The organism is Aminipila sp., assembly GCF_032051575.1.
Taxonomy (GTDB): domain Bacteria; phylum Bacillota; class Clostridia; order Peptostreptococcales; family Anaerovoracaceae; genus Aminipila.
The window spans coordinates 47,762-73,786 of the sequence record NZ_DAMBYD010000003.1 but is presented as its reverse complement, the minus strand read 5'-3'; the positions used below and the strand labels follow the sequence as shown (position 1 = coordinate 73,786).

General features: G+C 35.3%; 28 protein-coding genes, 1 tRNA gene and 1 pseudogene. 28 read left to right on the top strand and 2 right to left on the bottom strand.

All coding sequences use genetic code 11. The features are described from left to right. Positions 1-3 precede the first annotated feature (3 nt). The 21 genes and pseudogenes from RTW14_RS04440 to RTW14_RS04345 all read left to right on the top strand — a co-directional run bounded on the left by RTW14_RS04440 (position 4) and on the right by RTW14_RS04345 (position 17,284). On the top strand, positions 4-1,440 hold the full coding sequence (locus tag RTW14_RS04440) for a HAMP domain-containing sensor histidine kinase (protein ID WP_312648490.1): 1,437 nt from the start codon (positions 4-6) through the stop codon (positions 1,438-1,440). Positions 1,441-1,575: 135 nt separating this feature from the next. Next, complete coding sequence (locus RTW14_RS04435) at positions 1,576-2,049, top strand: CarD family transcriptional regulator (RefSeq protein ID WP_312648489.1); 474 nt, start codon at positions 1,576-1,578, stop codon at positions 2,047-2,049. 83 nt (positions 2,050-2,132) lie between these two features. After that, positions 2,133-3,236: a PIN/TRAM domain-containing protein gene (locus tag RTW14_RS04430; RefSeq protein WP_312648488.1), complete on the top strand. Its 1,104-nt coding sequence runs from the start codon at positions 2,133-2,135 to the stop codon at positions 3,234-3,236. Positions 3,237-3,240: 4 nt separating this feature from the next. After that, a pseudogene (ispD, locus tag RTW14_RS18735) lies at positions 3,241-3,891 on the top strand (2-C-methyl-D-erythritol 4-phosphate cytidylyltransferase); the annotation flags it as partial. Between the two features lie 9 nt (positions 3,892-3,900). Further along, a complete protein-coding gene (gene ispF / locus RTW14_RS18730) occupies positions 3,901-4,377 on the top strand; it encodes a 2-C-methyl-D-erythritol 2,4-cyclodiphosphate synthase (RefSeq protein WP_334308162.1) in 477 nt (158 codons plus the stop codon). A 21-nt stretch (positions 4,378-4,398) separates the two neighbouring features. Continuing rightward, positions 4,399-6,129 (top strand): proline--tRNA ligase, encoded by a 1,731-nt coding sequence (locus tag RTW14_RS04420; protein ID WP_312648486.1) that lies wholly within the window; start codon positions 4,399-4,401, stop codon positions 6,127-6,129. A gap of 3 nt (positions 6,130-6,132) precedes the next feature. Then, on the top strand, positions 6,133-6,738 hold the full coding sequence (locus RTW14_RS04415) for a trimeric intracellular cation channel family protein (RefSeq protein ID WP_312648485.1): 606 nt from the start codon (positions 6,133-6,135) through the stop codon (positions 6,736-6,738). Between the two features lie 16 nt (positions 6,739-6,754). Then, positions 6,755-7,270 carry an NUDIX hydrolase gene (locus RTW14_RS04410; RefSeq protein WP_312648484.1) on the top strand — a complete coding sequence of 172 codons (516 nt, stop codon included), beginning with the start codon at positions 6,755-6,757 and terminating at the stop codon, positions 7,268-7,270. Between the two features lie 17 nt (positions 7,271-7,287). Next, positions 7,288-7,776, top strand: a complete 489-nt coding sequence (locus tag RTW14_RS04405) for a peptidylprolyl isomerase (protein WP_312648483.1) — start codon at positions 7,288-7,290, stop codon at positions 7,774-7,776. 339 nt (positions 7,777-8,115) lie between these two features. Next, complete coding sequence (locus RTW14_RS04400) at positions 8,116-9,411, top strand: peptidoglycan DD-metalloendopeptidase family protein (RefSeq protein WP_312648482.1); 1,296 nt, start codon at positions 8,116-8,118, stop codon at positions 9,409-9,411. A gap of 104 nt (positions 9,412-9,515) precedes the next feature. Further along, positions 9,516-10,913, top strand: coding sequence for a cysteine--tRNA ligase (gene cysS, locus RTW14_RS04395; RefSeq protein WP_312648481.1), 1,398 nt, complete (start codon positions 9,516-9,518; stop codon positions 10,911-10,913). A gap of 77 nt (positions 10,914-10,990) precedes the next feature. Next, positions 10,991-11,425 carry a Mini-ribonuclease 3 gene (locus tag RTW14_RS04390; RefSeq protein ID WP_312648480.1) on the top strand — a complete coding sequence of 145 codons (435 nt, stop codon included), beginning with the start codon at positions 10,991-10,993 and terminating at the stop codon, positions 11,423-11,425. Then, positions 11,400-11,597, top strand: coding sequence for a hypothetical protein (locus tag RTW14_RS04385; RefSeq protein ID WP_312648479.1), 198 nt, complete (start codon positions 11,400-11,402; stop codon positions 11,595-11,597). Before RTW14_RS04390 ends, RTW14_RS04385 begins: the two co-directional genes overlap by 26 nt. A 46-nt stretch (positions 11,598-11,643) precedes the next feature. After that, positions 11,644-12,474: a thymidylate synthase gene (gene thyA, locus RTW14_RS04380; protein ID WP_312648478.1), complete on the top strand. Its 831-nt coding sequence runs from the start codon at positions 11,644-11,646 to the stop codon at positions 12,472-12,474. Between the two features lie 218 nt (positions 12,475-12,692). Further along, a complete protein-coding gene (locus tag RTW14_RS04375) occupies positions 12,693-12,839 on the top strand; it encodes a hypothetical protein (RefSeq protein WP_312648477.1) in 147 nt (48 codons plus the stop codon). Positions 12,840-12,886: 47 nt separating this feature from the next. Then, positions 12,887-13,792 carry a ribonuclease Z gene (locus RTW14_RS04370; RefSeq protein ID WP_312648476.1) on the top strand — a complete coding sequence of 302 codons (906 nt, stop codon included), beginning with the start codon at positions 12,887-12,889 and terminating at the stop codon, positions 13,790-13,792. Between the two features lie 114 nt (positions 13,793-13,906). Further along, positions 13,907-14,392, top strand: coding sequence for a dihydrofolate reductase (locus tag RTW14_RS04365; RefSeq protein WP_312648475.1), 486 nt, complete (start codon positions 13,907-13,909; stop codon positions 14,390-14,392). A gap of 1 nt (position 14,393) precedes the next feature. Further along, the gene (gene rlmB / locus RTW14_RS04360) at positions 14,394-15,149 is read left to right on the top strand and encodes a 23S rRNA (guanosine(2251)-2'-O)-methyltransferase RlmB (RefSeq protein ID WP_312648474.1); all 756 of its coding nucleotides are present in this window, start codon (positions 14,394-14,396) and stop codon (positions 15,147-15,149) included. Continuing rightward, positions 15,133-15,747 carry an RNA polymerase sporulation sigma factor SigH gene (gene sigH / locus RTW14_RS04355; RefSeq protein ID WP_312648473.1) on the top strand — a complete coding sequence of 205 codons (615 nt, stop codon included), beginning with the start codon at positions 15,133-15,135 and terminating at the stop codon, positions 15,745-15,747. Before rlmB ends, sigH begins: the two co-directional genes overlap by 17 nt. Before the next feature lie 174 nt (positions 15,748-15,921). Then, positions 15,922-17,016 (top strand): hypothetical protein, encoded by a 1,095-nt coding sequence (locus tag RTW14_RS04350; protein ID WP_312648472.1) that lies wholly within the window; start codon positions 15,922-15,924, stop codon positions 17,014-17,016. Between the two features lie 4 nt (positions 17,017-17,020). After that, positions 17,021-17,284 carry a hypothetical protein gene (locus tag RTW14_RS04345; protein WP_312648471.1) on the top strand — a complete coding sequence of 88 codons (264 nt, stop codon included), beginning with the start codon at positions 17,021-17,023 and terminating at the stop codon, positions 17,282-17,284. Between the two features lie 88 nt (positions 17,285-17,372). Here RTW14_RS04345 and RTW14_RS04340 read toward each other — a convergent pair whose 3' ends face one another. Together RTW14_RS04340 and RTW14_RS04335 are read right to left on the bottom strand one after the other, a co-directional pair. Next, entirely contained in the window at positions 17,373-18,014 is a 642-nt protein-coding gene (locus tag RTW14_RS04340; RefSeq protein WP_312648470.1) for an HD-GYP domain-containing protein, read from the bottom strand. 185 nt (positions 18,015-18,199) lie between these two features. Next, positions 18,200-19,360, bottom strand: coding sequence for a tyrosine-type recombinase/integrase (locus RTW14_RS04335; protein WP_312648469.1), 1,161 nt, complete (start codon positions 19,358-19,360; stop codon positions 18,200-18,202). Positions 19,361-19,688: 328 nt separating this feature from the next. Here RTW14_RS04335 and RTW14_RS04330 point away from each other — a divergent pair. From RTW14_RS04330 to RTW14_RS04300, 7 genes are all read left to right on the top strand, one after another. After that, positions 19,689-19,765 (top strand) — tRNA-Thr (locus RTW14_RS04330). A gap of 61 nt (positions 19,766-19,826) precedes the next feature. Continuing rightward, positions 19,827-21,020, top strand: coding sequence for an elongation factor Tu (gene tuf, locus RTW14_RS04325; protein ID WP_312648451.1), 1,194 nt, complete (start codon positions 19,827-19,829; stop codon positions 21,018-21,020). 148 nt (positions 21,021-21,168) lie between these two features. Continuing rightward, entirely contained in the window at positions 21,169-22,092 is a 924-nt protein-coding gene (locus tag RTW14_RS04320; RefSeq protein ID WP_312648468.1) for a GDSL-type esterase/lipase family protein, read from the top strand. A 21-nt stretch (positions 22,093-22,113) separates the two neighbouring features. Next, a complete protein-coding gene (locus RTW14_RS04315) occupies positions 22,114-22,617 on the top strand; it encodes a DUF4358 domain-containing protein (RefSeq protein ID WP_312648467.1) in 504 nt (167 codons plus the stop codon). A gap of 7 nt (positions 22,618-22,624) precedes the next feature. Continuing rightward, the gene (locus tag RTW14_RS04310) at positions 22,625-24,073 is read left to right on the top strand and encodes an MBOAT family O-acyltransferase (protein WP_312648466.1); all 1,449 of its coding nucleotides are present in this window, start codon (positions 22,625-22,627) and stop codon (positions 24,071-24,073) included. Positions 24,074-24,085: 12 nt separating this feature from the next. Then, positions 24,086-25,228: a DHHW family protein gene (locus tag RTW14_RS04305; protein WP_312648465.1), complete on the top strand. Its 1,143-nt coding sequence runs from the start codon at positions 24,086-24,088 to the stop codon at positions 25,226-25,228. Between the two features lie 136 nt (positions 25,229-25,364). Further along, on the top strand, positions 25,365-25,868 hold the full coding sequence (locus RTW14_RS04300) for a PaaI family thioesterase (RefSeq protein WP_312648464.1): 504 nt from the start codon (positions 25,365-25,367) through the stop codon (positions 25,866-25,868). The last annotated feature ends 157 nt before the right edge of the window (positions 25,869-26,025 follow it).

The window sequence follows — 26,025 nt, the reverse complement described above, 5'->3', positions numbered from 1 at the left end:
ATTATGAACGTAAAAATACCAAGAATAGAATTTGATAAAAACAGCATTAATTTTAAATTGTGGGCGTATTTTGTCTTATTTGCTGCATTTCTATTATCCCTATTATGGCTTTTGCAAATTTTGTTTCTAAATACGTATTATCAAGAGATGAAGATTGCACAGACCAACAGAGTAGCAAATGAAATCACAGAAGAATACGGCAAGGAAGGGTTCATAGAAACGATAAGATCCTTATCTGTTACAAACGATATGTACATTCAAATCGAAACAAATGATGCCATATTGTTTTCACCTGGTAATGAGTCGGCTAGAATGCCAACTTATATGTATTTACCTGAGATGAATACTGTACGAAAACTGTTAGTTGAAGGTAACCGAAAAAGCACTTCTATTATTATTCCAGAAAAGAGTCCTGATGGGCATGGACAAAGGAAAACTTTGGCATATGCCAGTTATCTGGAAAATTCAGAAGATGAAACGGTAATCTTGTATATTTTCTCCCCATTGTTCCCAGTGGATTCTACTGTAGGAATATTGAGAAATCAGTTGATCTATGTCACTGTTATTTCTCTATGTTTGGCATTTTGTATTTCTCTTTATTTGTCCAAAAGGATATCTAAACCTATACGGAATATAACAAGGTCTGCAGAAAAATTGGCCGCAGGGGAGTATGGCGTATCCTTTGAAGGTGGGCATTACACAGAAATCATGCAATTAGCGGATACTTTAAACATGACATCAGTAGAATTACAGAAGACAGATGCCTTAAGAAAAGACTTAATTGCAAATGTTTCTCATGATTTAAGAACACCTCTGACGATGGTTAAATCTTATGCAGAAATGATTCGAGATCTTTCAGGTGATAACCCTGAAAAAAGAATGGCACACTTGGAGGTGATTATTGAGGAAGCAGACCGATTAAATTTACTTGTTAGTGATATGCTTGCTCTCTCAAGATTGCAGACCCATGTTACACCCGTTGAGAAGGATCAATTTAATCTCTCAGAGGCAGCACAAAGTATCATCAGTGCTTTTGGTATCTATGAAAGCCGTGATGGGTATAAGTTTATCCTTGAATGCCCGGAAAATGAAGTCGAAGTGAATGGGGATGAAAATAAGATTAAAAGAGTTATATCAAACCTGCTAAATAATGCCATTAAATATTGTGGCAAAGATAAAGAAGTTGTAATCAGGATACTAGAAATGGATGGAGTAGCAAGATGCGAAGTATCTGATCATGGTATGGGAATAGCGGCTGAAGAGATTGATCAAATCTGGGATAGATATTACAAAGCCAGCACACATCATGTAAGGGAAGCAAAAGGCACTGGACTGGGATTGTCCATTGTCAAAGAGATTATTCTGCTTCATAATGGACGTTATGGTGTACAAAGCCAAGAAGGGATGGGCAGTACTTTTTATTTTGAGCTGGATAAGTGAACCTAAAATTTTGCAAAAAAATTAACGATTTTATTATTGACATAAAAAAAGCAGTGTGATAAACTAAAAAATTTGTGTACTTGACATTAACCGAATTTTTAATATATACTAGAAGCATATATTGGAGGGAATGTTATGTATACCATAGGAGATAAAGTCGTGTATCCAATGCACGGTGCAGGAGTTATTGAAAAAATAGAAGAAAAGAAAATTCTTGGGGAAATAAGAAAATATTATATCTTGAAGCTGCCTTGTGGGGATATGAAAGTAATGATTCCTATAGAATCATGCAGCAGTGTTGGTGTGCGCGAGATTATCTCTGAAGAGGAGCTAAAGGGGGTTCTTTCTATTTTAAGAGAGGACTCTAGCGATATGCCTAGCAATTGGAACCGTAGAAACCGCGAAAATATGGATAAACTGAAGACAGGCGATATTGTTGAAGTAGCCGAAGTGGTTAGAAACTTGGTTCGTATGGATAGAGAAAAGAAACTGTCTACGGGAGAAAAGAAAATGCTGTCTAACGCAAAACAGATTTTACTTAGTGAAATTATTTTGGTTAGAGACATTGAACAAAATGAAGCTAATGATATTATTAATGAAGCAATTTAATTTTCGCTTATTAATAATATCTTAAGCTATATAACCCTTAAAATTTAGGTGGGGGAAAACAAATTTGAAAGGGGGTGAAAAGAATGTTGAAGAAATTAATAAGGATAATATTAACTATTATTGGTGCCATTGTGGGATATGGTGTGTTCTTATTGAGTGAATTTATTTATGGCTTATCAGGAACTTCTTTAAAAAGTGAATTCACAGAAACACAGTTAGCAATAACTGCGTTATGCTTTGCTATTATTTTTGGAATTATATTTTTTAGAGCAACACCAAGTCTTGGAAAACACAGTATTAAGGTTGCAAAGGGGATTGAGTCTGATTTGCAAGGGGTTTCAACAAATGACATTGCATCGGGGACATTTGGATTAATTGTAGGCTTGATTATAGCTTTCTTAGTAAGCCAGATTTATGCAACGATACAGTTCTTTTATATGGGGACTATTTTAACCATTATCACTTATCTTATTATGGGTTATTTGGGTGTTATTGTTGCTACTAAAAGATTTAAGGATGTAACAAGTGCGTGGCTTGCAAAAAGCAAAAGTGGACAATCATCAAAATCAAAAAATAAGCAGGCAGATGCAACTCCTAAGATTCTTGATACAAGTGTAATCATTGATGGAAGAATTGCAGATATTATGAAAACTGGATTTATTGAAGGAAATATCGTAATACCTGAGTTTGTATTACTGGAGCTGCAACATATTGCGGATTCTTCTGATGGACTTAAAAGAAACAGGGGACGCAGAGGTCTTGATATCTTAAATAAGATTCAAGAGGATTATGGTATTGAAATTTACAATACTACTGCAGAAAAATCTCTAGATGAGATTCCAGAAGTTGATGTTAAGCTTTTAAAGCTTGCACAAATTATGAATGGCAAAGTTGTAACAAATGATTTTAATTTGAATAAGGTTGCAGGAATAAAAGGTGTTAAGGTCTTAAATATTAATGAACTGGCAAACACTTTAAAACCAGTTGTTCTTCCGGGAGAGGATATGAAGCTTTTTCTGGTTAAAGAAGGAAAAGAGAGCAACCAAGCTGTTGCATATCTTGACGATGGAACTATGATTGTTGTAGAAGAAGGAAGAAAATACATTGGACAGACTATAACTGTTACTGTAACCAGCGTATTGCAGACATCAGCGGGACGTATGATTTTTGCAAAACCTAAGAGATAAATGTATGTATAAAAATAAAAAAATAGTTGTCATAATAGCCGCTGCTGGATCTGGAAAACGGATGAGCAGCGGTATTCCAAAACAATTTTTAGAAATAGAAGGTAAGCCTGTGCTTGTTAAGACTGCTTTAGCTTTTAGCCAGAATCAGTATATTGACGGCTTTTTTGTCGTTACAGGAAAAGACTATATGGATAGAACAAGGGAACTGCTGGAGGGCATAGATAAGTATAGGGGAGTAACCGTTGGCGGAGCAGAGCGCCAGGATTCCATATATAATGGATTGAAAATACTGCCTGAGGATATTGACTATGTTTTAGTGCACGACGCGGCAAGGCCATTTGTAACTCAAAAGATTATAAATATGGTTATAGAAAAGACTATAGAAAAAGGGGCAGCAGCTGCTGCTGTGCCTGTTAAAGACACCATAAAGACTGTTGAAAAAAATGGGGTATTTGAAACCACATTACCAAGAAATCAGCTAAGAAGCATACAAACCCCTCAAGGTTTTAAAAAAGAATTGATTTTAAAAGCATATCAGAAAGCTTTTGAAGAAAATTACTATGGTACAGATGATGCTGTCTTAGTAGAAAGAGTTGGAATCCCTGTGTATGTAGTGGAGGGGGAGTACAGTAATATTAAAATTACCACTAAAGAGGATATGCCTATGGAAGTTAGAATTGGTACGGGATATGATGTACATAGATTTGAGAAAAATAGAAAATTGATTTTAGGTGGTGTGGAAGTACCATATGAGTTAGGCTTGCTTGGACATTCGGATGCGGATGTTTTGGTGCATGCGGTTATGGATGCATTGCTAGGTGCCGCGGCTTTAGGCGATATCGGAAGGCACTTTCCTGATACAGATGAAAAATATAAAGGAATTTCCAGCATGAAGCTATTGGAGTATGTTTCAAAACTTTTAGAGAGTAAAGGATATAGTGTTGGTAACATAGATGCAACCATTATAGCACAAGCACCTAAACTATCACCTTTTATAGATGATATGAAAATAAATATTGCTGAAACTTTAAAAATAAGTCATAATAAAGTGAATGTAAAAGCAACAACAACAGAAAAACTGGGCTTTACTGGACGAAAAGAAGGTATTGCTTCAGAAGCTGTATGCATATTGAATAAATAATTGAAGGAGAGCTTATAGAAAATGAAACTATCTAAAATGCATTTAAAAACTTTAAGAGAAGTGCCAAATGAAGCTGAGATTGCTAGTCATATATTGCTCCTAAGAACAGGGATGATCAGAAAACTGGTATCAGGAGTTTATGGATTTATGCCTCTTGGCTGGCGTTCCATAAGAAAGATCGAAGATATAATCAGACAGGAAATGGATGCAAAAGGTGGACAGGAAATACACATGTCCGCAGTTCAACCAGCAGAACTTTGGATGGAATCTGGCAGATGGTTTAAATATGGACCTGAACTTTGGAGATTAAAAGATAGAAATGGAAGGGATTTCTGCCTGGGACCAACCCATGAAGAAATTTTTACGGATGTTGTCAGAACGGATGTAAATTCTTATAGACAGCTTCCATTAAATCTATATCAGATTCAGACAAAGTATAGAGATGAAGCAAGACCAAGATTTGGACTTATGAGAAGCAGAGAATTTATTATGAAGGATTCTTATTCCTTTGATAAGACTTATGAAGATTTAGATAATAGTTATGATGATATGTATGATGCTTACGAAAAAATATTTACGAGATGTGGATTGACCTTTAGACCTGTTGAAGCCGATACAGGAGCTATAGGAGGCAGCAATTCTCATGAATTTACAGCTTTGTCAGAAGTTGGAGAAAGCGAAATTGCTTATTGCCAGAATTGTGATATGGCAGCAACTACTGAAAAAGCTTTGTGTGTAGATGCCGCTTCTGAAGCAAATGTAGCAGAATTGCAACTTGAAGAGGTTCATACGCCTGGGACAAAAACTATTGAAGAAGTATCAAATTTCTTGAAGATGAATCAGAACCAGACCATAAAAGCTCTTTTATTTGTAACTTATGATGACAATGGCGATGAAAATGGTTATGTTGCAGCTTTTGTAAGAGGCGATAGAGAATTAAATATGATAAAACTTATAAATGCTTTAAACATTCCAGAGCATGCAATTGAATTTGCAGATGAAGCTAAGATGGCACAGGTTACTGGATGCGTAGGTGGATTTACTGGACCGGTAGGCCTGCATGATTGTAAAATTGTAGTGGATAGTGAATTACCAGGACTTAAAAATCTTTGCGCAGGTGCATGCAAAGTGGATTACCATCTAAAGAATGTAAACTATGGAAGAGATTATAAGGCGGATATCGTTGCAGACATTAAGATGCTTAAGGCTGGAGACCCATGTCCAGTATGTGGCGCGCCTGTTAAGCATGCCAGAGGCATTGAAGTTGGACAAGTCTTTAAACTAGGAACAAAATATAGTGAATCTATGGGCGCTTACTATAAGGATGAGAATCAGAAGGACCAGTTTATTGTAATGGGATGTTACGGAATAGGTGTTACAAGAACTTTAGCCGCAATCGTTGAGCAGCATCACGATGAACATGGTATTATCTGGCCGATGTCAGTTGCCCCTTATCATGTAATTGTTACATTAGTTAATCCTGATGATAAAGTACAGGCTGAGGTCGCAGAGGGTATTTACCAAGGATTATTGCGTGAAGGAGTGGAAGTACTTCTTGACGATAGAAATGAAAGACCTGGAGTTAAATTCAAAGATGCTGACTTGCTAGGAATTCCAGTTAGGATTACAGTAGGTAGAGGCGCTGTTAACGGGCAGGTTGAATATAAGCTTAGAAGGGAAGCAGATAAGGAAGAAATTTCTTCTGACGATGCTATTGCTAGAGCAATTAAAATGGTTAATGAGGAGAAATAAGGAATGGAATTCATTTCTCTAATGGAATTAATTGGGACTGTTGCATTTGCAGCAGCAGGAGCATTAGTCGCTATCGATAAAGAACTGGATTATTACGGTATAGCAATTTTTGCAGTAATAACAGCAGTTGGCGGGGGAATAGTCCGAGATGTTATAATAAATGTCCCGGTGCCGGTTTCTTTAGCTAATCCTCTTTATATTATCATTAGTTTAGTAACAACTGCTATTGTAATAGCTTTTTATAGAAAGATTGTAAAATATCAGAATGTAGTTATGTTTTGTGATGCGATTGGCCTGGCGGCTTTTACGGCCATAGGTGCAGAAGTAGCATTGGTAAATGATGTTTATATGCCTTTTGTAGTTATTACATTAGCCGTTTTAACGGGAACAGGCGGCGGCGTTATAAGAGATGCTATGTGTGGAGATGTACCTTATGTTTTTAGGAAGGAAGTTTATGCAGTGGCATCTATTCTAGGGGCAATAATTTTTATGATAATATACCCTTATTTTGGAAAATATGTTGCAGTATATACCTCCTTTGGTGTAACATTTGCTACAAGATTAATATCTATGAAATTTAATTTACATCTTAAAAAGGTTGCAAAGTAAGAATAGGAGTGCAGGTATGTGGGCTGGCGGAGTGCGTGTAGTAATATTTGATGATGAAAAGAAGATACTAATGGTTAGGCAACATCACGAAGATAAGGATATCTGGATGGTACCTGGCGGAGCTATTGAGGAAAACGAAGATGCACGTCAGGCTGCTGTACGTGAAGTAAAAGAAGAGACTGGACTTGATGTGGAAATCGAAAAAATGATTTGGCATGTAGAGGAAGTTTCGGAAACTCGAGGGCAGCGATTTGTTAATTTCTTTCTTGCCAAGGTCTGTGGAGGGGCTCTGGAACTTGGATATGATCCAGAACTTTTTGGGCAGGAACAGGTTATGAAGGAAGTGAAATTTGTTTCGAAAGAAGAACTAAAGGAATTAAACAATGTGTATCCTGACTATTTAAGGGGAGAACTTTGGGACTTTATGGATTATTTTTTTGGTTTAGAAAAGTTTGAGGGACATATAGAAACAAAAGTATTATCAGTTTTAAAAAAGCGAGACCAAAATAATGATAGCTTTAAATTAAGGTAATAAAAGGAGAGAAATGTATGAAAAAGGTAGTGACAATTGAAATGGAGAATGGGGATATCATGAAGGGGGAACTTTACCCTGAGATAGCACCAGAGACTGTACAAAATTTTGAAACTTTAGCAAAGGATGGATTCTATGATGGTGTTATTTTCCATCGAGTTATTCCTGGGTTTATGATTCAGGGAGGAGATCCTACAGGAACAGGAATGGGCGGCCCAGGACATACGATAAAGGGTGAATTTACAGGTAATGGTTTTCAAAATGATTTAAAACATACGAAGGGCGTTTTATCTATGGCAAGAGCAGCGGATCCTAATTCAGGAGGATCACAGTTCTTTATCATGGTTGAAGATGCACCTCATCTGGATGGACAGTATGCTGCTTTTGGAAAAATAACAGATGGAATTGAAGTCGCTGATAAAATAGTAAGTGTGAAAAGAGACTTTTCGGATAAGCCAAAAGAAAAACAAATGATGAAAAAAGTGACTGTTGAAGATGTGGAATAAAAATATTCTATAGTGCCAAAACGTTAAATACCGCAAATAAGTGATGTAATTGTTACAATATTGTAATATGTTGGTATTATAAGCAACATTACAAAATTAAATAATTCTTGATTAACAAACCCATAACTATGTTGGAATTTCAACACAGTTATGGGTTTGTTAATTTGAAGCTTATGTGAAGAAATACCTATATGGGTTGACTTTTCTGTAACAATACTGTAACATTACGAAGTAGCTAAAAATAATATGCTATTGGAGATTAAACAAAAAACATCTCTTTTGAAAGGGGATAATAGATAAAACTCGCTGAAACTAGCAAGGAAAAAAGGAATTTAGAATATGAATAGAAAAATAAGGAATACTATTAGTATGATGAAGGATAATTTTACTTTTGAAAAAATAAAGCAGACAACAAAGATTTTTTCAAAACAACAAAAGATAACAGCCGGTGGTGTTGTTGGAGTATTAGCACTTGCTACTATTCTTTCTGTAACACCTATGGTGAATATAGGAACACCTGCAGAGACAGGAAATGGCAGAGTCGTTCAAGAGCAAAGTATTGTACTTGAAAAAGGTACAAATGATGTACAGTGGCTTATAAGCATTGGAGGCAAGACAATATTAGCAGTGGATACTGAACAAGATGCCAATGCAGTTTTTGAAGGCGTAAAAGAATACTATTTAACTAATAAAACTGACCCTAATGCAAATGTTGTTTTTGATAAAGAATTTAGATGGGACCCATATGACGCTAAGGCGGTAGGTGGTGACCCAGCTTGGGTTATGAATGTTGCTGATGCTGTTGATTATATTTTAAAAGGAACGGCAACACCTAAGACGTATATCGTTCAGGGTGGAGATACAGTATGGGATATCGCTATTAAAAATGGAGTATCACCTGAAGAACTGGAACAGATGAATCCCGGAATAACTTCTTCAAGTTTACAAATAGGTTCTGTAGTTAATCTGTATGAATCAAAACCATTTATGGCTATTACCACAACAGAAACTGTAGTAGCAACCGAGACAATACCATATGAGACGACTTTCGAAGAAACTAGTTCTATGTATACTGGACAGTCAAAAGTAAAGGCAGCGGGTATAAGCGGCAGCAAGCAGGTAACTTCGCAAGTAGTTAAGCAAAATGGGATTCTCGTAGCTTCTAATGTTCTAAATGAACAAATTGTTACTCAGCCTCAGAATCAGGTTTCATTAAAAGGAACAGCAGCTGTTCCAGCTTATACAGCAAGTACTGCAAAATGTAGTGATGTATTGAGTGCTCCTATGGGTCATATTGAAGTTTCTTCAGCTTATGGCGCAAGCAGAGGCAGCCGAAGACATGCCGGAGTGGACTTGCGTAATCCAGCAGGAACACCTTTTGGAGCTGCTGCTGATGGAGTAGTTACTTTTGCAGGTTATTCAGGATCTTATGGAAATATCATTAAAGTAGACCACGGTGGTGGACTTCAGACTTATTACGCACATTGTGACAGCATGTATGTTTCCGCTGGAGATAAGATAGTAAAAGGGCAGTCGCTTGGAACGGTAGGCAGTACAGGCAATGCGACTGGTAATGTACTTCATTTTGAAGTCAGAGTAAATGGTGCAGCGCAAAACCCAATGAATTATATTTAAACTTGTTTTAATTGTGGTGAAATGGGTATACAACTTATAAAGAATATTGTATAATTTTAGGGCAGGTTTACCTGCCCTATGTTATTATGAAAAGGAGTGCCACTATGAAAATATATAATACATTAACTAGAAAAAAAGAGGAATTTGTGCCTATTGATGAAAATGAAATTAAAATATATGTTTGCGGACCTACAGTGTACAACTATTTTCACATAGGAAATGCGAGACCATTTGTAGTATTTGATACTTTAAGAAAGTATTTGGAATATAGGGGTAATAACGTAAAATTTGTTCAGAATTTTACGGATGTTGATGATAAAATAATTAACAAGGCCAGGGAAGAAGGCGTAAGTGCTGGAGAAGTAAGCGAAAAGTATATTAAAGAATATTATAAAGATGCTGCTGCTTTAAATGTTAAGAAGGCTTCTGTACATCCAAAGGTTACGGAAACAATGGATGATATTATCCAGTTTGTCGGGGACTTAATTAAAAAAGGATATGCCTATGAAGTTGATGGTGATGTTTATTACAGCACAAGAAAATTTAAAGATTATGGTAAGCTTTCAAAGCAGAATATAGAGGATTTAGAGTCAGGAGCCAGAATTGAGATTGGTGAAAAGAAGCAGGACCCACTTGATTTTGCTCTTTGGAAAGCAAGAAAAACAGATGATGAAATTGCATGGGAATCGCCGTGGGGCATGGGAAGACCAGGCTGGCATATTGAATGTTCTGCTATGTCGAAAAAGTTCTTAGGAGAAACGATTGATATACATGCAGGGGGGCAAGATTTAGCTTTTCCTCATCATGAAAATGAGATTGCGCAATCTGAGGCACACAATGGTAAAGCTTTTGCAAATTATTGGATGCACAATGGATATATTACAATCGATAATGAAAAAATGTCTAAATCAAAAGGAAATTTCTTTACGGTAAGAGATATTTTAGCTACTTACAGTGGTGAAGTTATGAGATTTTTTCTATTATCTGGGCATTACAGAAATCCTATTAACTTTAGCGATACTCTTATGGAGCAGGCGAAGAATGGATTAGCAAGAATGCAAAATGCAAAGGCAAACTTAAAGCATTTAATGGAAACTGGTGCTGATTTGATGACTGATTCAGAAAAAGAATCAGTTGTAAACTTTAAAAAGTACAGGCAGGAATTTATTAATTCAATGGAAGATGATTTAAATACTGCAGATGCGATTACTGCTGTGTTTGAGCTTATTACATCAATTAACACAACAGTAAAGGATGGTGCTTCAAAAGAATTTGCGAAACAAGCATCGAATATGCTTACAGAGCTTACTAGTGTTTTAGGGCTGCTTCAGGAAGAAACAGATGATAGTGTTGATTCGGAAATTCAGGCGCTAGTTGACCAAAGACAGGAAGCTAGAAAGAATAAGGATTTTGGAAGAGCGGATGAAATAAGAGATATTTTAAAGGCAAAAGGAATTGTGCTTAAAGATACTCCTCAGGGTGTACAGATTATAAAGGAATAGTAGACAGTAGAACTAAACAAATAAGACTATTAACCAGAATACCCTTTTGATATATTGAGAAAGGGTATTTTGCGCAAGTGAAGAATAAGGATTTACAGATGGAAGTAAATAAAATTAACACAACAGCCCTAGCCTATATAGGTGATGCAGTATATGAGGTATATGTACGTAAATACGTTTTGCAAAAGGATTCTGTTAATGTAAACAAACAGAATAAATTGGCAGTAAAGTTTGTTCGCGCTGAAGGGCAGGCTTTAGCTATAAAGAAGATGATGGGATCGTTGACTGAAAGTGAACAAACTCTTGTAAAACGTGCAAGAAATAAGAAAATAACGTCTAAGCCCCAAAATGCTGATCCTGTTACATACAAACTGGCAACAGCGTTTGAGGCTCTTGTAGGCTTTCTATATTTGTCAGGAAATATAGAAAGACAGGAAGAGGTAATTGATCAGGCAATAGCACTGATAGACAAGGCGGAGATTAGTGATGTCAGGAAAAAAAGTAAGAAATAAGTTTAAAGATTTCATATGGGACTATTACTTAACTAATCGAGAAATCGGAAAACAAAATGATGAATACAATCGGGAGCATCCGCAAAGAGGCTGGAGCACCGACGCCAAAGTATATTTAGCAATAATAGTATTTGGAGTTGTCGGCATTATTGTGAAATATTTTATAATGTAGAAACAAGAGAATAAAATTAGATTTAGTATGTTGAAAGGTGAAAAGAATGAGTAAAGCAGATGGATTATTTGTAAATATGTGCAGAGACATATTAGAAAATGGATATTCTTCAGAGGGACAAATTGTTAGAGCAAAATGGGAGGATGGAACCCCTGCACATACAATAAAGCGCTTTGGGGTAGTAAACAGATATAACTTGCAGGAGGAGTTCCCTGCACTGACCTTAAGACCAACAGCTATAAAATCCGCTTTTGACGAATTACTATGGATTTGGCAGAAAAAATCAAATAAAATTGAAGATTTAAACAGTCACATTTGGGATGAATGGGCTGATGAGCAAGGAACCATTGGTAAGGCTTATGGCTATCAATTGGCCCAGAAATATAAGTTTGCTCAAGGGGTAATGGACCAGGTAGACAACGTTATTTGGCAACTTAAAAATACGCCATATTCAAGAAGAATACTGACTAATATATTTAATTTTCACGATTTAACTGAAATGAATTTAGAACCATGTGCTTACAGCATGACTTTTAATGTCACGGGAAATAAGTTAAATGCTATATTAAATCAGCGTTCCCAAGATATTTTAGCTGCAAATAACTGGAATGTTGTCCAATATTCTATTTTAGTACATATGCTGGCACAAGTATGTGGCTTTGAAGCTGGAGAGTTGGTACATGTTATTGCAGATGCACATATTTATGACCGCCATGTGCCAGTTATAGAAGAAATGATAAATAGACCACAGTTTTCAGCACCTAAATTTTCGTTGAACCCAGAGATTAAGGATTTTTATAAATTCACAATAGATGATATCAAAATTGAGCATTACGAAAAAAATCCTCAAATTAAAAATATACCCATTGCGATTTAAGATTAGTTATAAACCGGCTTAGTGACAAGCCGGTTTATTTATTTCCCTTCATTACAAAAGAGAAATACCAGCATGTGTTACACAAGGTGGCGAGCCATATTGGTTGAATAAATCTATATATATATATAAATAATAAGGGTATATATTAATAATATATTTGTCCTTCCGACAATTTGCTTCACAAATTGGGATAGGTCATAATACGAAAGGAAGATACCATGGATAATAACAAAAATAGAATGAAAGACAGGCCAAAAAGCAATCCTGAGCTAAGAAAGATTAATCCGAAGGAAAATGAAGATCTAGGGATAATAAATGGACATAAAATAGGTGTTCATAACGGTAAAAATGAAAAAAGTAAATAGTAAAAGTAATTTATTGCGATGAATTGTTTAAAATGGAGAGCCAGTAGATGAGCAAAATATTAGATGTGTGTTTACCCGGAACAGGTGGGATGATGCCTTTGGAAAATAGATGGCTGTCCTCTTGCTGGATGGAGTATAAGGGTAAAGGTTTTTTAATTGATTGTGGGGAAGGTACGCAGATAGCGCTTAAAAAAGCCCGATGCAAACTCAGTCATCTACACATGCTACTGATTACCCATTTTCATGCGGATCATATAGCAGGTTTACCGGGTCTGTTGCTTACTTTGGGGAATAGCGGCAAAACAACGCCGCTTACCATAGTAGGGCCAGTTGGCTTAGAAAGAATAATAAGGTCTTTAACTGTAATTGCACCGATTCTTCCATATCCGCTTAAAATAAAAGAATTAGAAGAAGCGGGAGATTTTGAGGAAAGTGGATTAACAATCTCTTACTTACCTCTAAATCATGGTGTTCCCTGTTTTGGGTATGGAATTACAGCAAAACGTAAACCAATATTTAATCCTCAAAAGGCCAGTGAGCTTGGAATACCAAAGATATATTATAAAACTCTTCATGAAGGTCAATGCGTGAGATTAGAAGATGGCCGTGTCATAAGCCCTGAAGCAGTATTGGATGGTGAAAGACCTTCTATTAGAGTTTGCTACTTTACAGATACGCAACTTATGAATACAATGATACCTTTTGCATATGGCGCAGATTTACTCATAAGCGAAGGAATGTATGGCGAGACGGACAAGCATGATGTGATATCTAAAAAAGGACATATGATATATTCTGATAGTGCAGAGCTTGCAAAAGAAGCAGCAGTAAAAAAGTTATGGCTCACCCATTATAGTCCCGCTTTGACGAAACCAGAAATATACATTGATAATGTACGTAAAATTTTCCCCAAAACTATTGCAGCATATGATGGCATACGCTTAACCCTTTAAAGCGATGACAACTTGACGCATAGCTCATTTGTTGATATACTTCTAAAAAATAAGATATATAAATATAGCATTTTCAAGATATGAATATATTTATAAATAAAAGGAGCAATATACATGAGGATAATTGTAGCGGTGGACAACAATTGGGGTATAGGTAAGGATAATAATTTACTTACTTATATTCCAAATGATTTAAAATATTTTAAGGAAAAAACATTTGGGAAAGTTGTGGTGATGGGGCGAAAAACTTTAGAGTCACTGCCTGGACAGAAACCTTTATTAGGAAGAACAAATATTGTTTTATCTTCTGATAAAGAGTATACTGCAGATTGCACTGTATGCCATTCTGAAGAGGAGCTATTTAAAGAATTAGAGCAATATGATTCAAATGATGTGTACATTATTGGAGGAGCAAAGGTTTATGCTGATATGCTGGAAAAGTGTGATACATATTTTATAACGAAGATCTTTAATACTTTTGATGCTGACAGACATTTTGAAAACCTTGACAAACGTCAGGATGTTGAACTGGTTTGGGAAAGTGATATGCAGGAGCATAAGGGCTTACAATACAAATTTACAGAATATAGGAGAAAATAGTGTGGAAACAGATAACACAAACAACAACATTATTGTAGGAAGAAATCCTGTGATGGAAGCATTACGAAATGATAGAGAAATAGAGAAACTGATTGTAGGTAAAGGTGCTGAAGGTTCTATAAAGAAAATTGTGGGAATGGCAAAAGATAAGAAAATTCCCATTACTATGGCGGATAAATCTACATTAGACAGGCTTTCAAATGGTAGTCCTCATCAAGGGGTAGTTGCTTATGTATCTTTGTATAGTTATTGTGAAGTAGAAGACATCCTTGAGACTGCCCAAAAACGTGGTGAACCACCATTTATAATGATTCTGGACAATTTGGAAGACCCCCATAATTTAGGCGCAATTATGCGTACGGCAGAAGTTTGTGGAGCTCACGGAATTATTATTCCGAAAAGGAGATCGGTGGGCATTACTGACGTGGTTGCAAAAGCATCTGCAGGAGCTGTAGAATATGTTTCTTGTGCTAAAGTTTCTAATATAGCACAAACCATAGACAGCCTAAAGGAAAAAGGTATTTGGATTTATGCCTGTGATATGGATGGTGACTCTTATTATAAAACGGATTTAAAGGGTGCGGCAGCCATAGTTATAGGTAGCGAGGGCTTTGGCATAAGTCGGTTAGTTAAAGAAAAATGTGATTTTGTTGTGTCCATACCTATGGTAGGCAAAATTACATCTTTAAATGCTTCTAATGCTGCTGCGGTTTTAATGTGTGAGGTAAGAAAACAAAGAGATGCAGGAAGATTATAGTCAATTAAGTGATGAACAGCTTGTAGTATTAGCGCAGGCTAGAGATGACCTTGCTGAAGAAATTTTGATTCGAAAGTATAAGACGGTTATAAAGAACAAATCTCATTTTTATTTTGTTGCAGGTGCTGATGCGGAAGATGTGATGCAAGAAGGTATGATTGGGCTTTTTAAAGCTATTCATAGTTACAAGGAAGGAAAAAATGCAAGTTTTAGAACATATGCAGACCTTTGTATAAACAGGCAGATTTTAACAGCAGTTAAACAAGCAACTAGGATGAAATATTCCCCTTTGAACACGTCAATTTCCATAGACAATAACAGTTCTAATGAGAATAATGATTTAAGCATTGCAGATACATTGCCTTCAAATTTTGAAGAAAATCCTGAATCTATTATAATAATGAAAGAAAAAATGGAGAGGTTGGAAAACCAGGGGAAAAGCTTTTTTAGTGAGTTAGAAAGTAAAGTGCTGGTGGAATTTCTTCAAGGGAAAAATTATTATGAAATTGGAAAGTTGATGGATAAATCTCCAAAATCAATAGATAATGCATTACAGAGAATAAGGAAAAAATTAGAAAACCATTTAAATGGGGTATAAAAAAGACGAAAATCTCGCAAAGTAATATTACTTTCCGAGATTTTTTTGTATGCAAAATAAGGAAATGTCGAAATTTGAAAAAAAGCAAAAAAAATGTTGACATTACCCTATAGGGGAAGGCTTAAAATAACTTTTGTATTAAAAAAGATATAAAAGATATGAAGGGAGATTTTTATGAAGGATGTTTTGATGGCTGGAACAGCTGATGCAAATCTGTTGGAAGCCAAAAACAAGTTATCATCAAGTTTTTTTAAAAGAGGTATTATAATTGGCATAATTTCAGGACTATTTTATGGACTTTATACTGCATTTTTAACCTTAGGAATGTCTACTGGAATTTGGGCAGAATGGTATGGAGCAAATTCTGTTTTGCCAGCAATAGCAATTACTTATTTGTTGGGAGCTTTAGGTGCGGCTATTAATGATACGATTAGTGCTGTTTGGGCAGTACTAATTGCAGCATATAAAGGAAAGCTTGGCGACTTCTTTAGAAGTGTAAAAACAAAACCAGGAGCATTAATCGCAATTGCAGCACTTGCTGGAGGACCAATTGCTTCAACTGCCTATGTTGTAAGTTTACAGCTTGCAGGTACGATTGTCGTACCAATCACTGCATTATGCCCTGCAGTTGGTGCAATCTTAAGTAGAATATTATATAAGCAGAAGCTTACTGCACGTACTATGCTTGGTATTGCTATTTGTTTTGGAGCAAGCTTTATGATTGCAAGTACTGGGTTTGGTGGAGAAGCTCCAGAAGGCCTTGTACTAGGTATGATTGTAGCGTTTGTTGCTGCTTTAGGATGGGGTATTGAAGGCTGTGTAGCTGGATATGCAACTTGTATGGTTGATTATGAAATCGGTATTACTATAAGACAGATTACTTCTGGACTTACAAATTTAATAATCTTAGTGCCTTTATTTGGAATTATTTCAAGTGGAAGCTTAGGTTTTTCACTTGATCTTCTTGCTAAGGCAGCAACAGATGGCGGAGCTATGATTTGGTTTGCTATCAGTGGATTTTTATCAGTTTACTGTTATAACTTATGGTATAAAGGTAACAGTATGTGCGGTACAGCACTTGGTATGGCTACTAATGCTACTTATTCATTCTTTTCACCATTATGTGCATGGATTATCCTTGGCTTAATTGTTGGACAGGATGGATGGGCTTTAGCTCCAATCGCTTGGATTGCAGCTGTAGTTATGTCTTTCGGAATACTTGTAATGGCAGTAAATCCATTAGATTTATTAAGAAAAAAGGAGGCTTAATTGTATGAAACCATTAAATTATGCTATTTTAAAATACTTTACGACTATAAAAGAAGCCAGTGCAGACGACGTTATTGAAGCTTTAAAGGCACAATATGGTAATTTTAAAGCTTTAAGAAAACCAGCAGTAGTTGAAGCTTTAATGACTGCAGAAGCAAATGGCCTTTTGGAAGAAACCAGATATGAGTTTGATCAGAATAAAGAATTAAGAGTTTTTTATCACGCACATAAAGAAGGTGCGGATACAATAAATTCATATATTAAATAAATATATAGTAGATTTATATATAATGCAAACTTCTTAAATTAATAATAAAAAGGACTGCCTCAAAATAAATTAGCACATAGTTTCTAGTTTATTTTGGGGCAGTTCCTTTTATTACTGAAAGTTCTTGCTGGCTATCTAAAAAAATTTGGACAAGTGAAGGATCAAATTGAGTTCCTGCGTTAGATTCTAACTCGTGGCAGGCATATAGATGGGTGTTGGCTTTCCTATAGCTTCTTGGATTGGTTATGGCATCATAAGCATCACATATAGAGGTTATCCTTGCAATAAGAGGAATATTATCAAGACTAATTCTATATGGATATCCTTTTCCATTCCACCATTCATGGTGGAATACAGCTGAATTAAAAGCCAATTTGGTGAGATGCTTTGGCATTCCTGAAATGGAGCCATCATTGATTTGATGAAACAATCTCCTGGCAAATTCTGGATGTTTGTATATATTTATTGCTTCTTCTTTTGTAAGTTTTCCAGGCTTTATAAGAATATTTTTTGGTATCCATGCCTTCCCAATGTCATGATAGGTGGCTGCTTCACCAAAGTATTTATATTCATCTTTATTGAAATTTTTTGTATAAAAGTTAAGATCATAAAGCTTTAAGGCAATCATACTTACAAGAATCCCAACACGATGCATGTGCTCAACTGTATCTTTAGGAAGTGACTGGATAATCTTTTCTATATCTGTTTTCGAATAAATTGAAACTTCCATTTTTTCTCCTTTTTTTATTTGGTCTATTTGTACATATGTGATTGGTATGTTCATTAGAAATTTATTGTTTGATATGAATAAATAAGTTTTTGTGGGGAAAGATAATAATTAATGCATTGGATTTCCAGACCGCAGTTTATTATGAACTGCGGTCTGGGTTGTATAAGGCTATACTTTCTGCTGTTCTAAAAAGGTATGACGGATTTACTGACGGAGAATGGAGGATTTTCCATATAGCTCATATGCATCTCATTCAATTTATTAACTGCTATTTTTTTCTGCTCCATGAGAGAGTGAGTATATACATTAAGGGTAATTGATACATTAGAATGTCCTAAAATTTCACTGAGGGTTTTAATATCAACACCTAATTCTAAAGCACGTGTGGCAAAGGTATGCCTAATTGCATGAAATTTACGGTCTTTTACATCAGCATTTTTTAGGATTTGTTTAAACAGTTTCTGATATGTTCGAGGATCAATTGGTATATCTGAGTCTGAGATAACATAGCAATTTTCAGCTTTAATATGCATTTTCAATGCACTTGAGAGTTTTAATAAAAAATATGGAAGAGGAATTTTTCTTACTGATTTTTCACTTTTAGGTATACCAATAAGCAAATTGGTCTTCGGTCCATTCTGTTGAAATGTTTTAGTACGTGAGACCGTTCTGACAATTGACATGGTTCCTGCTTCAAAGTCAATATCATCCCATCTTAGTGCGCAGAGCTCTCCAAGCCGTATACCGGTATAAAAACACAACAGTATTCCAAGCATACGTTTGTCTGTAGAATGAAGTACAGCATTTTCCACAAGCCGTTGCTCTTTTATCGAAAATACTTGTACTACAGGATTTCCGTTTTTGGGTAATTTAACTGCATTTATAATAGATATATAGTTATCATAATCTTTAAGAATACCTTTAAGTGCTGTTTTGAAGATTGAAAGTATTTTCTTTTTGTATGATTCGGAAATAGAAGAATTCTTATATATAGTTTTTACAAATTGACTAATCTGAAATTCGGTAATGTGATTACTATCAGTTAATTCAAAAAAAGGAATAACATATTTTTGTATACAAACGTAATAATTCTCATAAGTAGAGGGCTTTACATGTTCAGAAAGGTCACCTGTTAACCACTCTTTAAATAATTCTGATGTACTTTTTTCTGGATTAAGTGTATCTTTTTCAAGAAATCTGACATTTTTCTGTAAATTCTTCTTTTTTTCTCTTACTTCCTTATATGTTTTAGCATAGACATACATATATTTTCCATCATCTTTTAATATTCGGCCTTCCCAACGCCCATCTTTACGTTTATAAATATTCTCACCTCTTCGAGGCATAGTATCACTTCCTTTCAAAATTGACTATCAAATTGACGATGAATGAATAATAATCATTATATATTCACCAATATTTACCAGTATAAAACATATCATAAACTGTTCTATTGCTATTTTTTTTAACTTGAAAGTATAATTGAACCGTATTATAATCAAAATAAGTCGAAATATAGCGATAACCCAGACCGCAGTTCATAATAAACTGCGGTCTGGGTTTATGTTTAAATATGAAAAAAACACATTTTAGACGCGTAAGAGTGATTACTTGGGACTATTGTAATTCAACTGTTGACTATAATAGTACTATGTTGTAAAATAGGGATAACGTGCTGTTGTAGCTCAGTAGGTAGAGCACTTCCTTGGTAAGGAAGAGGTTCGGCAGTTCAAGCCTGCTCAACAGCTCCAACAAAAATAATAAAAAAGAATTTATTTGCAAGATTAAAATGCAAAGGGGAGGAAAATTAAAATGGCAAAGCAGAAATTTGAAAGAAATAAGCCACACGTAAATATCGGAACAATTGGTCACGTTGACCATGGTAAGACAACTCTTACAGCAGCAATCACAAAGACTCTTCACCAGAGATATGGTCTAGGTCAGAAGGTTGACTTCGACATGATTGATAAAGCACCAGAAGAAAGAGAAAGAGGTATTACTATTTCAACAGCTCACGTTGAATATGAAACACCAAACAGACACTACGCTCACGTAGACTGCCCAGGACATGCTGACTATGTAAAGAACATGATTACAGGAGCAGCACAGATGGATGGAGCAATCCTAGTATGCGCAGCAACTGATGGACCAATGCCTCAGACAAGAGAACACATTCTACTTTCAAGACAGGTAGGCGTACCATATATCATCGTATTCTTAAACAAGTGCGATATGGTAGACGACGAAGAATTACTTGACTTAGTAGAAATGGAAATCAGAGAATTACTAGACGAATATGAATTCCCAGGAGATGATACACCAATCATCAGAGGATCCGCATTAGGAGCATTAGAAAATCCAGAAGGTCCATGGGGAGACAAGATTGTTGAATTATTCGAAGCAGTAGATTCATACATTCCTGAACCAGAAAGAGACAATGACAAACCATTCATCATGCCAGTAGAAGACGTATTCTCAATCACAGGAAGAGGTACAGTAGCTACAGGAAGAGTAGAAAGAGGAACTCTAAAGGTTGGAGACGAAGTAGAAATCATCGGACTAGTAGAGGAAAGAAGAAAAGTAGTAGTAACAGGAATCGAAATGTTCAGAAAGTTATTAGATCACGCTGAAACAGGAGATAACATCGGAGCACTACTAAGAGGTATTCAGAGAACTGAAATCGAAAGAGGACAGGTACTTTGCGCACCAGGAACAATCCACCCACATACAAAATTCACTTCAGAGGTATACGTACTAAAGAAGGAAGAAGGTGGAAGACATACTCCATTCTTCAACGGATACAGACCACAGTTCTATTTCAGAACAACAGACGTAACAGGAGATCTTCAGTTACCAGAAGGAACAGAAATGTGTATGCCTGGAGATAACATTACAATGACAATTACACTAATCCACCCAATCGCAATCGAAGAAGGACTTCGATTCGCTATTAGAGAAGGCGGAAGAACAGTAGGTTCTGGCGTAGTTGCTACAGTTGTTGAATAATTAAAAAGAAATTTTAGGCAATGGGAAAATTCCCATTGCCTTTTTTTGTTTCAGGATTTAGAATATATGAGTACAGTGACAAATATATTAAGAAAAAATGTTAATTATAGGCAATTTAGTATAGATTTTAGATGGGTGGAAGACAGTTTTGGTTAAAATTAAAAATCAAAGAAGATTCAAAATATTTATAATAATCAGCGTAACAGGGCTGGTTGTTTTAATTTGGTGTATGATTTGGATAAATATAGCAAATGGTGAAAATAAAACGAATTCAGGAGGTTTGGCAGTAGATGAAAAATCAGCCAACATGGAAGGAAAAGTAGAGAATCTAAAAAATGATAATGAAGTGGATAAAGGTGTGGTTGAAAAAAAATCAGAAAATGAAAAAGACGGGGCAAAGGCAGAAAATGAAGATGGCAAATCCACGGATAAATCTAATGGTGCTGTAAATGAAACAAATAGTACAAAGCCAATAGTGGTTCCTGAAAACTTACCTAATGATGAAGCTTATGCGGTCTATAATAGTACTTTAATTATAGGAGACTCTAGAACAGAAGGATTTAAGCTATATTCAGGGGTAAAAAATGCATCGTATTTTTGTATGAAAGCTATGACTATAGATAAAATTGTGGAGGGAAAACAAGTAACTATTGATGGGCAATCTGTTTCGGTTTATGATATGCTTGGTGCAAAAACGTATGATAAGGTTATAGTAGGTGTTGGCTTAAATGAATTGGGGTGGAATCACATAGAAACTTTTTTGGATGATTACGGACAATTGATTGATAACATTAAGGAAAAGCAACCAAATGCTACAATTTATCTTCAGGCAGTTTTGCCTGTATCAAAATCGAAAAGTGATAGTGATAAAGTGCATAATAATGCGCAAATATATTGGTATAATGAAAATATTATTAAATTAGCTTCAGATAAAGGGGTGCAGTTTGTAAACCCTGCTGCTGCTTTAGTGGATGCAGACGGATATCTGGTAACAGAGGCTACTACGGATGGAGTGCACTTGAACTCAGATTACTGTAAAGTTTGGGCAAAATATTTAGCAGAATTAGTGTAAAAGATAGGTGGAAGATAGAAGATGAGAAACTTAAAAGTATGTTTAATAATGTTAATAATAGCGTGTTTTGTTTTTACAGGCTGTAATAATAATGAATCTACACAAACTTTAGGAAATGAACAGGTTTTAGAGCAGACAGATGTGGAGACTTTAGGATCTTATTTAGCAGATAATATTGAATTTAAAGATTATATGAGCAAAGTTGATAATGACATATTTTTTAGTCTATTTAATTTAGATGAACAAATGGTGGACGATGCTGTTTTGTATTCCAGTACAGGAGCTACCGCAGAAGAAGTTGCAGTAATAAAGGCTGCAGATGGTAAAGCAGAGGATGTGGTAAAGGCTTGTGAAGGAAGAATTCAAGCACAAAAAGAAGGTTTTGAAAATTATGTGCCTGAAGAACTTGAGAAATTGTCGAAACCAGTTATTCTGACTTTTGATAATACAGTAATATATGTTGTATGTGATGATAGTGATGCAGCTGAAAAATTGATTACAAATTATGATAATAAGGAGATATAAAGGTTAAATGGTTTTTAGTAGTATCTCATTTTTAATATATTTTTTACCCATTGTAATGTGTTTATATTACTTGGCTCCAGCAGGCTTGAAAAACCCAGTTTTGCTTGTTACGAGCCTATTTTTTTACGCTTGGGGAGAGCCTATATACGTTTCCCTCATGATTTTTTCTATAGTATTTAATTACTGTTTTGGTGTTTTGCTGGATAAATTCATAAGAACTGAAGGACAAACAATAAAAACAAAATTGGTGATACTAATTAATGTTGCTGTGAATCTGGGAATATTAGGATTTTTTAAGTATGCAGATTTTGTAGTTGAAAATATTAATCTACTTTTAGGAACAAATATTCCAACTATGGAGTTGCCTCTTCCAATAGGGATTTCTTTCTATACATTCCAAGCAATGTCGTACATTATTGATCTTTACAAAAGAAAGGTACAGGTACAGAAAAACCTTATTGCATTTGGAACTTATGTGGCTTTATTTCCACAATTGATAGCAGGTCCTATTGTTCGTTTTGAATCTATAGAGGAGCAATTGACACATAGACATGTAGATATGGAAATGTTTGCTTCAGGGGTCAGGAGATTTACTATAGGTTTGGCAAAAAAAGTACTTCTGGCAAATAATGTAGGACTACTTTGGGAAAGTGTAATGAAAATTAATCCGGCTGAATTACCAGCAGGTACTGCATGGCTTGGGGCTATTGCATTTACGTTACAGATATACTTTGATTTTTCAGGTTATTCAGATATGGCTATTGGGCTAGGTAAAATGTTTGGATTCCACTTCCTGGAGAATTTTGATTACCCTTATGTCTCTAAGTCCATAACAGAATTCTGGCGTAGATGGCATATCTCTTTGAGCAGTTGGTTTAAAGAATATGTCTATATACCCTTAGGTGGAAACCGCTATGGAATGAAACGGCAAATGCTGAACATATTTATTGTTTGGGCTTTAACCGGACTATGGCATGGAGCAAGTTGGAATTTTGTTATATGGGGGATATATTTTGCAGGTATACTTATAATAGAGAAACTTGCACTAGGCATTGCCCTGGAAAAGCTTCAGAAGAAATATGGCATATTAGGAGCTATTGTGGCAAGTATTTATACTATGATTCTTGTAACTATTAGCTGGGTAATATTTGCAATAGAGGATTTGAATGCTGTAAAAGCATATACGGCAAGCTTAATTGGACTTCAAAATACAGGGATTGCCAATGAATATACATGGTATTTACTAAGCAGCAATCTGGTATTACTAATTATATGTATCATTGCAGCCACTGATATTCCTGCAAAGGTATGGGGGAGTTTTTATAATGTCATATTGCGTGACAAGCCGTTAGCAGTGTTAATTATAGAGAATTTTGGTTTATTATTGTTATTTATAGTAAGCTTTGCTTATATAGTTGCATCAACATATAATCCATTTTTGTATTTTAGATTTTAACGAGGAGGCATTATGAGAGATAAAAGGGCAATCGTTACAAGTGTCGGCTTTGTAATGCTTTTAATCTGCCTTCTGTTATTGTGTATTATTACGCCGGATAAGCTCTTTTCAGATAATGAAAATAGGCAACTACAACAAATGCCTGACTTAGAAGCTTTGACTGTAGCTAGTGGTGATTATATGAAAAAATTCGAAGTATATGCTTCAGATAATATCGTGGACAGGGATGGATGGGTAAGAATTAAAAATATTACTGATATAATTTCAGGAAAAAAAGATAATGGAAGTGCTTATTTTGGTAGAGATGGATATCTATTTCCCATAGACAATATTGATGAAAACCAGCTTGAGAAAAATCTTACTTATGTAAAGACGTTTATTGAGAATGTACATGATCAAGACCATAGTATAAATATTTCTGTCTTAATTGCACCAACTTCTTCTGAAATTTTGAAAGAAAAATTGCCTCAATATGCACCTGTGCCGGATCAAGGAGAAATCCTAAAGAAAGCTGAAAAGCGCTTTGGCAGTATGCTGGTAAACCCAAGTTCAATGCTCCTTGCCCACAAAGATGAATATATATATTATAAAACAGATCATCACTGGACTACATTAGGAGCATATTATTCTTATAAAGTATGGGCAGAGCAAAATAACGTAAAGCCGGTAAATAAGGATGAGTTTCATATAGAGGTTGTAAGTGATGAATTTTACGGAACAACCTATTCAAAAGCAGCAGGATTTAGGGTGCAACCTGATTATATTGAGAAATTTTCAAATAATGCGATGGATAGTGTTGGAATGAAAATAGAAAACCTAAAACAAATAAAGCACTTGGACAGCCTTTATGATGAAAAATATCTAAAAACAAAAGATAAATATTCATACTTTTTAAGTGGAAATAACCCAATGACTCTTATAGAAGGAACTGGCCATAATAATCGCAGTATTCTAGTAGTGAAGGATTCTTATGCCAACTGTTTTGTGCCATTTATTACTGAGAATTTTGAAAATGTATATGTGGTAGACTTAAGATATTATAAAGAGAGCCTGTTAAAACTAATAAAAGAAAAAGGCATAACAGATGTATTGTTTTTATACAACGCAGTACAGTATTCAAATGACAGAAATTTAGTATATTTGTTAAAAGAGTAAAATCCGGAGCATGCGTGAATTTTATAAGTCAATCTATTGACGGCTTTTTAAATTAGTAATAAAATGAAAATAGACTATCAGAGTTGCGGGCTTGATGTTCGCAACTTTTAAATTGAAGGAATTAATAGGTGGCAATATGAATTATAAGGTGACCAAAAAACAAAACAATAGTGACAGATGCTTGGTTTGTGGAACAAAAAATAAGTTTAGTTTAAACACGAGATTCTATGAAGTCGAAAATGGACAGTTGACTTGTACATTTAGAACTGAAGACTGGCATCAAAGCTACCCGGGGCGAACGCATGGGGGGATTTCGGCAGCTGTTTTGGATGAGCTTATAGGCAGGGCTGTATGCATTGAAGAGCCTGACTGCTGGGGCGTTACAGTGGAATTGAATATGAAATATAAAAAGCCAGTGCCTACAGAGGCTAATTTAAAAGGAATTGCACATATTACGAGAAACACTAGAAAAATTTTTGAGGGCATTGGGCAAATATTGCTTCCTGATGGAAGTGTTGCTGTAGAAGCAACGGGTAAATACATGAAAATGCCTGTCAGCCAAATTTCTGATGGAGACTTTGTAAATAGTGAATGGTATTTACTGGAAGAAGAAAATGATCCCGCTGAAATAGATTTATAGGACAATAGGATAATACATAGAAACCTCCGAATTTTTTCGGGGGTTTTTTTAAAAAGATGATAGAAATACAGAGTCAGCTTACGAATTAATAGATGTAAAGGCCAATACAAAGATATTAAATACAGAACACATAGTTCCTATGTGTATGTCTGAAATC